We start from the raw sequence: 13,414 nt of genomic DNA, 5'->3' as shown, positions 1-13,414 counted from the left end.
TGACTATTTCACCTGATGGTAAATTTCACTACCGGTCGCTTTAAATTCCGCCGACTTTTCAGCCATGCCTTGTGCAATATCGGTTGGCGTTGCATCTAAAACAATGACTTCGTCAAGTAACTGTATTTCTATTTTATTGCTGGCTTCAAGACCCGCGGCATAGTCACGTACTTCCTGAGATATTTTCATCGAACAAAATTTTGGACCACACATAGAGCAGAAGTGGGCAACTTTACCTGATTCTTGTGGCAAGGTTTCATCGTGATAAGCCTTGGCTCTTTCAGGGTCTAAACCGATATTAAATTGATCGTACCAACGAAATTCAAAGCGCGCTTTGCTCATCGCATTATCACGAATTTGTGCCCCCGGATGACCTTTTGCTAAATCGCCGGCATGGGCAGCAATTTTATAGGTCATTAAACCTTCTTTAACATCTTCTTTATTGGGTAAGCCTAAATGTTCTTTAGGAGTGACATAACAAAGCATGGCACAACCGTACCAACCAATATTAGCGGCGCCAATACCCGAAGTAATATGGTCATAACCCGGTGCAATATCAGTCGTTAACGGACCTAACGTATAAAAAGGTGCTTCACCACAATGTTTAAGTTGCTCGTCCATATTTGCTTTGATCATATGCAGTGGCACATGCCCGGGGCCTTCAATAATCGTTTGTACATCATGCTGCCAAGCAATTTTAGTTAATTCGCCTAAGGTATGTAATTCGGCAAATTGTGCTTCATCGTTGGCATCAGCAACCGAGCCCGGGCGTAAACCGTCGCCGAGTGAAAACGAGACATCGTATTGCTTTAATATTTCACAAATATCTTCAAAGTGGGTGTATAAAAAATTTTCTTTATGATGCGCTAAGCACCACTTCGCCATAATTGAACCACCACGTGAGACAATACCGGTGACACGCTTAGCGGTCATTGGAACATAGCGTAATAATACACCGGCATGAATGGTAAAATAATCAACACCTTGCTCGGCTTGTTCGATAAGGGTATCGCGGAAAATTTCCCAGGTTAAGTCTTCTGCCACGCCATTTACTTTTTCTAGCGCTTGATAGATAGGCACCGTACCAATGGGCACTGGCGAGTTGCGCATGATCCATTCGCGGGTTTCATGAATATTACGACCCGTTGATAAATCCATTACCGTGTCTGCGCCCCACTTGGTCGACCAAACCAGTTTTTCTACTTCTTCTTCAATGGAAGAGGTCACCGCCGAATTACCAATATTGGCATTTACTTTAATTAAAAAGTTACGACCAATAATCATCGGCTCACATTCTGGGTGGTTAATGTTTACCGGAATAATTGCTCGGCCACGCGCGACTTCATCACGGACAAACTCTGCGGTAATTTGCGCTGGAATACTGGCGCCAAATGACTGACCTTTATGTTGTAGTAGTAAGGTTTTATCTTTGACCTCTTCACGTTTTAAATTTTCACGAATGGCAATATATTCCATTTCAGGGGTAATGATCCCTTGGCGAGCATAGTGCATTTGGGTAACGTTTTGACCTTTTTTAGCAACACGCATTTTAGGTAAGTGTTCAAAGCGTATCGCGTCAACACCATCGTCAGCTAAACGTTGTTGAGCATAAGTAGAGCTATTTGATGTTAAGAGCTCAACATCACCACGACTATCAATCCAACTTTCACGCAGGCGAGGAATACCTTTGTGTACGTCTATCTCGACACTTTCATCGGTATAAAAACCTGAGGTATCGTAGACGCAAAGAGGTTCATTTTTTTCGTAGGTTGGCTTATCTTTATTACCCGCTAATAAAGTATCAGACAAGGTGATTTCGCGCATACCTACCTTGATATCGTGAATTTTACCTTGCACATAAACTTTTTTAGAATTTGGGAATGATTGATCAGAAACGTTTTTTAAGAATGTTTCAGCTTGTTCGCGACGTTCTCTGCGAGTGAGTTTGTTAGCTTTTTTGGTCATTATGCTGCCTTTTAATAAGTTGCATTTTGTTATAAATGCAGTAAAAAAAGACGAAGTGTAGAGTGAGGAAAAAATAAAACGGATTAAATATTAATGCTTTAACCGCTATATTTTACCTTGTTCCCTTACGCAGATATTAATCTGATCAGGTTCTACGGATCCCGCTTTCGCGATCTCAGCTTTGAATATTTCTTTAGAAATAATCTCAGCACTCCGACAAGTAATTGTGGTGATTCTATCGTATTAGTTTCAAAATACGCAATCATAATGTTGTATTTGGTTATAATTAATTTTTAGATAACGATGTGAGTCGTTGACAGATCTTACCCTTTTTAGGGTTCACAATTTATATTACACAATGCTAGTATATTGTATACGAGAGAGTGTTAGGACAATAACAATGATAAAAAAACGGATAACGACTTCACTTGCTGGCTTAGTTTGCGCTATGGTTTTTGCTGGGCATGTTAGCGCGAGTAATTGGCAACAAGAAAGTGGCAAGGTAACGCACCAAGAAAAATTACGGGGTACTATTACACCAGAAAGAAAGTGGTGGGATTTAATTCATTATCATCTTAATGTAAAAGTTGACCCTGAAACTAAGCTTTTTTCAGGTAAAAACACCATGACTTATAAGGTGTTAGCTAAAGGTGAACGTTTACAAATAGAACTACAGGCGCCAATGAAGCTTGAGAAAGTACACCAAAATGGTAAAGCGCTTGAAGTAGGGCAAGATGGCTATTCTTATTTTATTACCCCAGCCAGTAAGCAAGAAATAGGCTCGGAGCAGAAGATAACTATGTACTTCTCTGGACAGCCCGTTACCGCAAAAAACGCCCCATGGGATGGCGGTATTACTTGGAAGAAAGACAGTAATGGCCTCGACTTTATTGCCACTTCAAATCAAGGCATTGGCTCTAGTATTTGGTGGCCAAATAAAGATCATCCTGCCGACGAACCCAACAATGGCGTGTTAATCAGCGTTGAAGTGCCAGAACATTTAATGGATGTGTCTAATGGTCGATTAATTAAAGTTGAACACAATAAAATTGATAAAACAAAAATTTATCATTGGCAAGTTGTGAATCCTATTAATAATTATGGGGTCAATATTAACATTGGTGACTATGTTCATTTTGGTGAAAAGTATCAAGGTGAAAAAGGTCAGCTTGATATGGACTACTATGTTTTACGGGAAAACTTAGCGAAAGCAAGAAAACAGTTTAAAGAAGCGAAACGAACCATTGAAGCGTTCGAGCATTGGTTTGGTCCTTATCCGTTTTATGAAGACAGTTATAAACTGGTGGAAGCACCATATTTAGGGATGGAGCATCAAAGTTCGGTGACTTATGGTAATGGTTATCAAAATGGTTATTTAGGGCGTGATAGAAGTAGTACTGGCCCAGGATTATTATTTGATTTTATTATTGTTCATGAATCAGGTCACGAGTGGTTTGCCAATAACATCACCAATAAAGATGTTGCCGATATGTGGATCCATGAGAGCTTTACTAACTACTCAGAAAGTCTATTTTTAGAGTATCATTTCACTAAAGAGCAAGCCTTTGAATACGTTCGTGGTCAACGGATGAATATTGGTAATCAATCCCCTATTATTGGCGAATATAATGCTAATCGCGGTGGTTCTGGTGATATGTACGATAAAGGTGGCAATATGCTGCATACCATTCGCCAAGTGATTAATAATGATAGAAAATGGCGAGAAATACTCCGAGGACTAGGTAAGGTTTTTTATCATCAAACAGTGACTACCCAAGATATTGAAAACTACATTAGCACACAATCAGGTATCGACTTAAGTAAGGTCTTTGATCAATATTTACGTGATATACGTATTCCCACTTTCGAATATTTTATTAAAGATAAAGTGATGAAAATTCGTTGGGGTAACGTGGTTAAGGGTTTTGATATGCCGTTACGCGTCACTATTGCTGGTAAAACACAGTGGCTGGCACCAACAGCAACTTGGACTACTGTTGAACTTGAGCAGGAAAATCCAAATATAGCCGTTGATGCTAACTTTTATATTTCGACGCTCAGTGTTTTAGGTCATTAGTTTTAAAAATTAAAGTTTTAAAAATTAACGGTATAAAATTAAAAAGGAGAGCTTATTGCTCTCCTTATACGTCAACGGTCAGTTAAATATTGCGCTTAAAAAGCGTATTTAAAACCAACAGAAAGTAATTTAGTACCGTCATACGTTTCATAAGAGGCTTCAACGCTCACTTTTTTATTGAGGCTATAACCAACACCAGCGCCGAAACCAAACTCCCATGAATCATCAGACGCTGATTCGCCACGGTAGCTTGCTTTGAGGTCTAAGTTTGCATAAGACGGCATTACATAAACATATGCGCGATTGTTGAAGTCGTATTGACCACGCAAAGACAAAGCGAGTAAGCTTTCTACTTCAATTTTAGCACCGTAAAGTGAGTCGTCACCAACACCAGAACCGAGACGAAGTTCAGGCATCAAGTAAAAATTTTTCGCTGAATTTTCAATTTTATATGCCACTGAGCCATAGATAAAGTTCAAAGAAATATCGTCGCCATCAGAGCTATCAGATAACTGACCGAATCCACCGCCCACTTGCCAATCAGCAGCTACGGCTGTTAGGGAAAGACTGAAAAGAGTGAGTGCAATAGCGGTTTTCTTAAACATAATAAATCCTTTATTTTATTTGGGTTAACTTTAGGTTAAATTAAGGTGAAGATTTCGCGCAGAGCTTAACACCAAGATATTTTTTGTTCAATAATCTTTAATAAATTATAGTCCGGCACTTGGCAATTAATAACATCAGTGGCAATATTTAACGATGAATAAACATTTTTTTATCTCTTCAAAACTTTATTTACTTGGACTTATAGCACTATTATTGTGGGTTTTTTGCTTACCGGTTGCAAAAAGTTATGCAATGAAAAGTGAGAGCACAGCAAAGCTATGTCAGCGCTCGCCATCATCATGCCTAGAAAAAGTTAATATTGAATTAACCCAAGTACAGCCGAAAAGCCGCATCTGGTTTAGCTTAATGCAATTCAAATTATCCTCGCTATTTATTTTGCAACACAGTGATGAGCTTTACCAAGAAACAAAGCGTTGGATAAACGATGAAGACCTACCGATCCCTTTTCAAGTCACTCTTTATATGTATTATGCTAAGTGTTTACTTAGTCATGGCGACTTAGTAGAAGGGAAGCGTTATATTTATAAAGCAAAAGCACAATTAGCAATAATGAATGAAGTTTATCCATCTCCAATTAAACTTATTGAAATTGCTAACTTACAAATGTTTATTGGTGAGTTACCTGAAGCCTATGAGTCACTTAATGCTTTAAAAGAAAAATATAAAAACAGTCATAATCCGCAGTTTATGATGGATCTTTTTGGTCATTTAGGGCACGTCGCTAGGCAACTTGAATTGTATGATGAAGCACTTGCTCACTGGTATGCAACCGTTCCTTGGAGTTATAAATATGGCAATGAACAACAAATAGCGACAGTACATTTTAATTTAGCGCAAGCACAACAACACGCTGAACAATTCTCATTGGCTGAAAAAAGTTATTTAGCCGCAATTAAGCATGCTGACATTGCTTTAGATGTTGTGAAAGCCTCTCATGCAAAATTGTACTTAGCCGAAATAAAGTTGCTGGGCGGTGATAAAGAACAAGCCGAGGAGCTATTACTGGCCATTAACGAAGAACTCTTAGCGCCAAACCTGCTATTAAAGCTTAATGACCTTAAGGGTGAATTATAAAACCTTTAAGAGGGAGTCGATAACAAAGCATACTGCAAAAAGGTTTGATAAATCCTTATGGTTAATATCTCGCCATCATAGTAAAGCCCAATTTATTAATCGGGCTAAAATAATTTTATCCATTTCAATAGGCTGTTATTCCTGATATTTATCCACTATCATTGTCTTTAAAGAATGTAATCAGGTCAATTCATATGTCAGCAGTTACGCAAAAACTAAACACCATCAAATCTAAAGCTGCAATTGCTTGGGGGCCAAATAAACCCTTAACAATTGAAGAAATTGATGTAGAACTTCCCAAAAAAGGCGAGGTTCTCGTTAAAATCATCGCTTCAGGCGTTTGTCATACCGATGCTTTCACGCTTTCAGGCGAAGACCCTGAAGGAATATTTCCAGTCATTTTAGGGCATGAAGGTGGCGGAATTGTTGAACAAATAGGTGAGGGTGTCACCAGTGTTGCGGTTGGCGATCATGTCATTCCTTTATACACACCTGAATGTGGTGAGTGTAAATTCTGTAAATCGGGTAAAACCAACCTGTGTCAAAAAATTCGCGAAACCCAAGGTAAAGGTTTAATGCCTGATGGCACCTCGAGATTTTCATTAAACGGCAAAGCTATATTTCATTATATGGGCTGTTCTACTTTCTCTGAATATACTGTTTTACCTGAAATATCTTTAGCGAAAGTTAACCCTAAAGCACCGCTTGAAGAAGTGTGTTTATTGGGTTGCGGAGTAACTACCGGGATGGGCGCAGTCATGAATACGGCGAAAGTTGAAGTAGGTGATACCGTGGCTATTTTTGGTTTAGGTGGTATTGGTTTGTCGGCTATTATTGGCGCTGCTATGGCGAAAGCAAGCCGTATTATTGCGATTGATATCAACGAAAGTAAATTTGAGTTAGCCAAAAAGCTGGGTGCAACAGACTGTATTAATCCAAAAGATTACGATAAACCTATTCAAGACGTTATTGTTGAATTAACCGATGGTGGTGTTGACTACTCTTTTGAATGTATCGGTAATGTTAATGTGATGCGTTCGGCCTTAGAGTGTTGTCATAAAGGCTGGGGTGAGTCTATTATTATTGGTGTTGCTGGCGCAGGACAAGAGATTTCAACTCGCCCATTTCAACTGGTTACTGGTCGAGTATGGCGTGGTACTGCCTTTGGTGGGGTGAAAGGTCGTAGTGAGTTACCTGAGTATGTTGAACGCTATCTTGCCGGTGAATTTGCTTTAAACGACTTTATTACCCATACCATGTCGTTAGAAAAAATTAATGAGGCCTTTGAATTAATGCACGAAGGTAAGAGTATTCGTAGTGTTATTCATTTTAACCATTCATAAGTACCTAAAAGGTTGAAGATCATGTTAGAAAAAATTAGCAGTAATAAAATGTTTGGTGGCGTTCAAGAGCATTTTCAACATCATGCTGAAAGTCTAAAATGTCCGATGCGTTTCGCTATTTATTTACCTGAGGGTGCCAGCAAGCATTCACCAGTGCCGGTTTTATATTGGCTTTCAGGACTGACCTGTACCGATGAAAACTTTGTACAGAAATCAGGAGGACAGCGCATGGCATCGGCACTCGGTATAGCCATTGTTTGTCCTGATACCAGCCCGCGCGGGGATGATGTTGCCGATGATGAAAACCAGTCTTACGATCTAGGGTTAGGTGCGGGTTTCTATATAAATGCCACCGAGAAACCTTGGTCTACTCATTATAAAATGTATGATTATATTGTTAATGAATTGCCAGCGTTAATTGCAGAAAACTTTCCTGTATCGAGTAAAAAATCAATCAGTGGTCATTCAATGGGTGGGCATGGCGCGTTAACGATAGCGCTAAAAAATCCTGATAAATATTGTTCGGTATCTGCTTTTAGCCCCATCGCTAATCCAATTAATAGCCCTTGGGGACAAAAAGCGTTTAGCGCTTATTTAGGTGATGATAAAGCTTTATGGCAGCAACATGATGCAAGCGTGTTGATGAAAGCAAGTACACAGCATATACCGGCATTGGTTGATCAAGGTTTAGCCGATGACTTTTTGCACGAGCAACTTCAGCCAGAATCATTGATTTCAGCGGCGCTGAGTAATAACTATCCACTAATACTTAACCAACATCAGGGATATGATCACAGTTACTTTTTCATCGCCAGTTTTATTGAAAGTCACTTATGTTTCCATGCGAAACATTTGGGGCAATCTTAATGTTTACAGTTATTTCACCTGAACATTTTAAGACTATCCCATGGAAAAATGGCCAAGGTGAAACTATTGAATTGGCGATTAATGACGGCGGTACTTTAGCTGACTTTATTTGGCGCTTGAGTATGGCGAATGTTGTTGAAGATGGGGTCTTTTCTGATTTTTCAGGTTATCAGCGTAATCTCATTCTCATTGCCGGTAAGGGCATTAATTTACAACACGATAACCGTAAAACTGATCAGTTGAATAATATCCTCGATGTCGCCAATTTTGATGGGGGTTGTCGAACCGTTGGACATTTACCTGCAGGCGAAATTACCGATTTTAATATTATTACCGATAAAGAAAAGTGCTCGGCCGTTGTGGAAACCTTGCTAGCTCAACAAACAGTTGAACTTAAAGCTGCAGACTTATGCTTTGTTTACAGTTTATCGGGTGCATTCCAGTTAACGTCATACCAAAATCACCAAATAATAAAGGCAGGGCATTTATTGAAATTGAATACCCTTAAAGCAGGGGAGATGACGATTACAGGACAAAAGCTGATCGTGGTTTACTTAACGCAAAATACCTAGGCAAAATTTAGTGACAGCAGGTGTTTATCGCTGAAAAGAGTCATTTAAACTTTTATTTCAGCGATAATATTTTTTCTGTTTTAGAGTATGGAGATATTAATAAAAATTCAATGCACAGGACGTTAAAATGAAAGCACACCATTTAGTCAAAGTATTCGCCTTGTTGCTGATATTCTCACCGTTTGCTAATGCTGAGAATACTGCTGACAATAGCCGCAAGTTACCTATCGACGAAAGCTCAACCACAAAACATAGTACTAAGGTTAATGGTAAAAAATTCGACTACACTGCCACTACAGGTACTCAACCCGTATGGGACAGTGAGGGTAACCCAACCGCGAGTTTGTTTTATACCTATTACCAACGCAGCAATGTTAAGAATAAAAGCGCACGACCTTTATTAATTTCTTTTAACGGCGGCCCAGGTTCAGCATCTGTTTGGATGCATGTTGCCTACACCGGCCCACGTGTTTTAAATGTTGATGACGAAGGATATCCATTGCAGCCTTACGGTGTTAAGACCAATGACTATTCAATTTTAGATGTTGCCGATATCGTTTTTGTTAACCCAGTAAATACGGGTTATTCACGAGTTTTACCCGACAAAGAGGGCAAGATGCCTTCGAAAGAACAACAAAAATCGATGTTTTTTGGTGTCAATGCCGACATCAAATATCTAGCAGACTGGGTTAATACTTTTGTGACCCGGAATGAGCGCTGGCGTTCACCAAAATATTTAATCGGTGAAAGTTATGGTACTACCCGTGTTTCAGGTTTAGCTTTAGAACTACAATCACGTCAGTGGATGTATTTAAATGGCGTGATTCTCGTGTCGCCAACCGATATTGGTATTAAGCGTGACGGACCAGTAAAGGCCGCAAATCGCCTACCTTATTTTGCAGCTGCTGCCTGGTATCACCAAGCACTAAAGAGCGATTTACAGCAAAAAGACTTATTGGATATTTTGCCTGAAGTTGAAAAGTTTACTATTGAGCAATACATACCTGCACTCGCTAAAGGTGGCTTTATTAGCCCAGCAGAAAAACAGGCGATAGCTGAAAAGGTCTCTTATTATTCAGGACTTTCGGTCACTGAAGTATTACGCAGTAATTTAGATATTAGCGCTTCCTATTTTTGGAAAGAACTATTACGTGACCGTGAGCAAACAATTGGTCGTTTAGATTCACGTTACTTAGGTATTGACGAGAAAACAACCGGTTCACGTCCTGACTACAATGCGGAATTAACGTCATGGCTGCACAGTTTCACGCCCGCCATTAATTACTATTTACGCGAAGAGTTAAACTATAAAACAGACATTAAATATAATATGTTCGGTGATGTACATCCGTGGGATCGCACTAACAATAATACCGGTAAAAACTTACGTTTAGCGATGGCACAAAACCCTTATTTAAATGTCATGTTCCAAGCCGGTTACTACGATGGTGCGACTAACTATTTTGATGCTAAGTACACTATGTGGCAGTTAGATCAAAGTGGTAAAATGCAAGACCGCTTGTCTTTTAAAGGCTACCGCAGTGGTCATATGATGTACCTTCGCTATGAAGATTTAAAAGCGGCGAATGATGATATTCGTCAATTTATTAAAGCGTCTTTACCTGATAATAAACAAGCCGCTAAATACAAAGCTGCTTCGCCACGATAAATTTTCTTAGCACTTAAAAGCAAGCCGATTAAGTTATCATTTATAACTTAATCGGCTAATATGTTATTCCTCTTCATCTACTTCTTTAAATCTTTTTGCCACATCATTTTTCTTATAAACCTGCTCCATAATAGGTTCAAAAGAGTTAGGGTGGATATTACCAATAATATTGACAAATACCGCCTCATTATCTGAAAGTGACAGTACAACTAAACCATCAATTACTTCACCGTTTGACTTGATGAACATCAGTGAGTAATCAGTTGATTCATCATCATTCATTCTTACTACATGTTGCCAACCATCGGCACGTAAATTAGCTTGAGTTTCAATGAAATTATCTTTAAACAACTCACTGTTTTTTTCAACGTTATAAACACTTATACGAACACCATCTACGTCATCCAATAAAGCATCAATTTCAGGGTCTTCATCGGCATCAATAACCCAACGTGCTGTGCCAATGGCTAATGGACCTAAAGACAAGTTTATTTCGCTGTCAGCTTGCCACCAATAAGGTGATTCAATATCGGCATAGCCAGCATGACTGTGAAGTCCCCCTGCGGTAATGCCGCACCCGGTTAAGAAAAAGCTTGCTGCAATTGCTAATAGTAAGGTCACTTTCTTTAAAAAATAGTGAGATAGTTTCATGGTTTACTCGTTATTTTAAGTCAATATCAATGTTAAGTGATTTGGTTACTTTATTAATTTGTGCCGGGTCTATTTCACCAACAATGTTAATAAATACCGCTTCACGACCGTCTTTATCACTTTTATTGTTAATAACCATAACCACTAAACCATCCATAAGGTCATCAGTGATTTTGGTGAATACTCGTACCTTTTCATCTTCTTCATTGACCGATACAATAGGTAACCAGTTTTTAGATTGAATATCTTTGCTGACTTTTGCAATTAAATCTATTGCCGGTTGATCGCTACCTTTCATATTATAGATTTGTACACGAACAGCTTTTAATTTGCTGATTAACTCTGATGCTTCTGGATCAGACAGATTAATTTTGCTAATAAAACCTAACATGGTTTTATTTAAATTAACCATCACTTTAGGTTCACCATAAACTGAGTTAAGGCTGGCAAAGTCTACATAACCTCGCTCTTTTGTAATGTCATCGGCAAAAGCTGAACTGCTCATTAATAATGATGAACTAAATAAAATAAGTGCTAATAATAATTTTTTCATGATGTTTCCTTAAAATGATTAAGTGGTTTAAATAAACCTTGGTTCAATGGTTGTTGTATATTTTCGTCAAATGTTTGCTTTATTTGCTCTGTTGATATTTTTTTAGCGAATGATATATATTGCAAAGCGATTGCTAACTCTTGCTCAGCATGTTGTATCTCTGCCAGTGATGGCTGTTTATTTATAGGATCACTTAGTATATTGGTGTTGAGTAAAGCGATAGCGGTAACGGTTGCGGCTAGCGCACTAAGTTTTTTCCAGCTAGGCGTAAAGTAGCCAAAAATCACATGACTGCTTTTTTCAGTTTTGCTAATGCCCTGTAACTTGTTTTTCAAATCGGCTGATAAAGGCTGCAAACCTATGTCATTTAAATGTTGTTCAATATGTAACGCTGTTTCCAACTCAGCAATTTGTTGGTTACTAAGTTGTTCATTAGTTAATTCACTGCTCTCGGACAATACTCTTGCTAGCACGCGGGTGTCAGCTGAAAGGTCATTGTTCGCTAAAAAATCATCTAATGGTTTCTGCCATGATTCTTTATTATTCATGGGTATACCCCTTTAAATTATTTCGCAATTCACGTCGTGCACGATGTAAATAGACTTTTACTTGGCTGGTGGTTAAGTTAAGTGATTTCGCCGCAATACTTTGGCTGTTTTGTTGTACATCACATAACATAATCAACGAACTATAGGGTTCTTTTAAACAAGCAATCGCCTCGCTTAACCAACGACTTAATTGTTGGTGCTGTAAATTCCCTGCCGGTTCTTCATGTTTTTGTGTCAATTGATGCTCTTCTTCAACTTGGCTGAATTCCTTACGCTTACGCAATTTATCAATACAAGCATTACGGGTTACCGTAGATAGCCAAGCCGATACTTTTTCAATATCTACCTGTTGGATGTTATTCCATAAACGCGTAAAAACATCTTGTGTAATATCTTCCGCTTCATGTTTATCACGTAAAATATACAAGGCTAACGAATAGATTCGTTGCTGATGTTGTTCGAGTATTTTATTAAATTTATTTCCTTTCATAGTTATAATTACGCACTACTTTGCGAAAGGTTACAAATTAAGTATTTTATTTTTAATTTATTATTAAAAGAGTCGCTAAAGTAATGGGTATGATAAATAGGTCAATATAACTAATAGGGCGAAATGACCGGTGATACAGAGGTTAATCACCGTGTTATAGCTAAGTATGAGTCTATGGATAAAATGAGATTAAGTAGAAAACTTTTATGAATAAGATTAATCGAGTCGATTAAAGCCAACTTTTAGTGATGGCTATTATAATTGCGACAGGTGTTTTTTATATTTCATTGAATTTTAGACATAAAAAAACCGATGAAAACAAGTTCATCGGCTGGATAGCTTTGGGGAAGCTAAAATATAAAATTATTACAACAGGTGCTCACTAAAAGAGAACAAAAGCATTATAGAGTAACAACTCTATAAGTGTAAAGTAAAAAGTGAAGTAATTACTCAGTTTTTTGTTTTTTTCGGTTTTTGTTGCTTTAGTGGTTAATCATCACCACCGAATTTAGAATACAATTTCATGGTGCTATCGGTCACGAAGATGTGCTGAGTGATTATTGCGAGCATCAGCAATTAAAGCGACGACATAATTTAAGCCATTGCAATAAACTCTTTGCTTGAAGACATTAAAAACAGGTGTAAATTATTAACCCATGATTTTGGAGGAATAACCTTGCCAAAAAATTGTTATTTTGGGATCAAATTGACTACATCTTTCTTTAATACATGAATATATTGTCAAAATATCTCTTATAGCTGAGGACTCCATAAATGTTGAAGTATATGTGTCATATGTTTAGCTTTTTACCGTGAGTGTCTGATTAATTGCTGCAATTAATCAGCAAGAAATAATATGTAGTCCAATAGTAATCTCCCTATTCATCCCAAACGAGTTTAAATAATTATTAAATTTATAATAATTTAAACTAAAAATTATTATGTAAGAATAACCCATTAATTACATAGGTGGGTGCA

Annotated in this window: 12 protein-coding genes and 1 riboswitch; of the genes, 6 read left to right on the top strand and 6 right to left on the bottom strand. The window is 38.0% G+C overall.

What is annotated here, in order from left to right:
• Positions 1-3: 3 nt before the first annotated feature.
• Positions 4-1,965, bottom strand: a complete 1,962-nt coding sequence (thiC, locus tag H4J62_RS02375; protein WP_182214510.1) for a phosphomethylpyrimidine synthase ThiC — start codon at positions 1,963-1,965, stop codon at positions 4-6.
• 104 nt (positions 1,966-2,069) lie between these two features.
• Positions 2,070-2,191: riboswitch (TPP riboswitch) on the bottom strand.
• A 174-nt stretch (positions 2,192-2,365) separates the two neighbouring features.
• Here thiC and H4J62_RS02370 point away from each other — a divergent pair.
• Positions 2,366-4,042 carry a M1 family metallopeptidase gene (locus tag H4J62_RS02370; protein ID WP_220470065.1) on the top strand — a complete coding sequence of 559 codons (1,677 nt, stop codon included), beginning with the start codon at positions 2,366-2,368 and terminating at the stop codon, positions 4,040-4,042.
• Positions 4,043-4,137: 95 nt separating this feature from the next.
• On the opposite strand, the gene H4J62_RS02365 is transcribed toward H4J62_RS02370, so the two are convergent.
• Complete coding sequence (locus H4J62_RS02365) at positions 4,138-4,647, bottom strand: outer membrane beta-barrel protein (protein ID WP_182214509.1); 510 nt, start codon at positions 4,645-4,647, stop codon at positions 4,138-4,140.
• Between the two features lie 154 nt (positions 4,648-4,801).
• Between H4J62_RS02365 and H4J62_RS02360 the strand changes: the two genes are divergently transcribed.
• The 5 genes from H4J62_RS02360 to H4J62_RS02340 all read left to right on the top strand — a co-directional run bounded on the left by H4J62_RS02360 (position 4,802) and on the right by H4J62_RS02340 (position 10,194).
• The gene (locus tag H4J62_RS02360) at positions 4,802-5,743 is read left to right on the top strand and encodes a tetratricopeptide repeat protein (RefSeq protein WP_182214507.1); all 942 of its coding nucleotides are present in this window, start codon (positions 4,802-4,804) and stop codon (positions 5,741-5,743) included.
• A gap of 194 nt (positions 5,744-5,937) precedes the next feature.
• Entirely contained in the window at positions 5,938-7,086 is a 1,149-nt protein-coding gene (locus H4J62_RS02355; protein ID WP_220465219.1) for an S-(hydroxymethyl)glutathione dehydrogenase/class III alcohol dehydrogenase, read from the top strand.
• Between the two features lie 21 nt (positions 7,087-7,107).
• Positions 7,108-7,953, top strand: a complete 846-nt coding sequence (fghA, locus tag H4J62_RS02350; RefSeq protein WP_182214506.1) for an S-formylglutathione hydrolase — start codon at positions 7,108-7,110, stop codon at positions 7,951-7,953.
• Positions 7,953-8,525, top strand: coding sequence for a HutD family protein (locus H4J62_RS02345; protein ID WP_182214504.1), 573 nt, complete (start codon positions 7,953-7,955; stop codon positions 8,523-8,525). The genes fghA and H4J62_RS02345 overlap by 1 nt, the downstream gene beginning before the upstream one ends.
• A gap of 127 nt (positions 8,526-8,652) precedes the next feature.
• The gene (locus tag H4J62_RS02340) at positions 8,653-10,194 is read left to right on the top strand and encodes a S10 family peptidase (protein WP_182214503.1); all 1,542 of its coding nucleotides are present in this window, start codon (positions 8,653-8,655) and stop codon (positions 10,192-10,194) included.
• Between the two features lie 63 nt (positions 10,195-10,257).
• Here H4J62_RS02340 and H4J62_RS02335 read toward each other — a convergent pair whose 3' ends face one another.
• The 4 genes from H4J62_RS02335 to H4J62_RS02320 are packed head-to-tail and all read right to left on the bottom strand — an operon-like array spanning position 10,258 to position 12,436.
• The gene (locus H4J62_RS02335) at positions 10,258-10,845 is read right to left on the bottom strand and encodes a DUF4252 domain-containing protein (RefSeq protein ID WP_182214501.1); all 588 of its coding nucleotides are present in this window, start codon (positions 10,843-10,845) and stop codon (positions 10,258-10,260) included.
• Positions 10,846-10,855: 10 nt separating this feature from the next.
• Positions 10,856-11,398: a DUF4252 domain-containing protein gene (locus H4J62_RS02330; RefSeq protein WP_182214499.1), complete on the bottom strand. Its 543-nt coding sequence runs from the start codon at positions 11,396-11,398 to the stop codon at positions 10,856-10,858.
• Positions 11,395-11,946, bottom strand: a complete 552-nt coding sequence (locus H4J62_RS02325) for a hypothetical protein (RefSeq protein ID WP_182214497.1) — start codon at positions 11,944-11,946, stop codon at positions 11,395-11,397. Before H4J62_RS02325 ends, H4J62_RS02330 begins: the two co-directional genes overlap by 4 nt.
• On the bottom strand, positions 11,939-12,436 hold the full coding sequence (locus H4J62_RS02320; RefSeq protein WP_182214496.1) for an RNA polymerase sigma factor: 498 nt from the start codon (positions 12,434-12,436) through the stop codon (positions 11,939-11,941). Before H4J62_RS02320 ends, H4J62_RS02325 begins: the two co-directional genes overlap by 8 nt.
• Positions 12,437-13,414: the final 978 nt, after the last annotated feature.

The sequence above is a fragment of the Colwellia sp. BRX8-5 genome, assembly GCF_014077325.1.
In the GTDB taxonomy this organism is placed as follows: domain Bacteria; phylum Pseudomonadota; class Gammaproteobacteria; order Enterobacterales; family Alteromonadaceae; genus Colwellia_A.
Note: the sequence above shows the minus strand (reverse complement) of the source record. Positions and strands in the feature narration are given on the sequence as shown.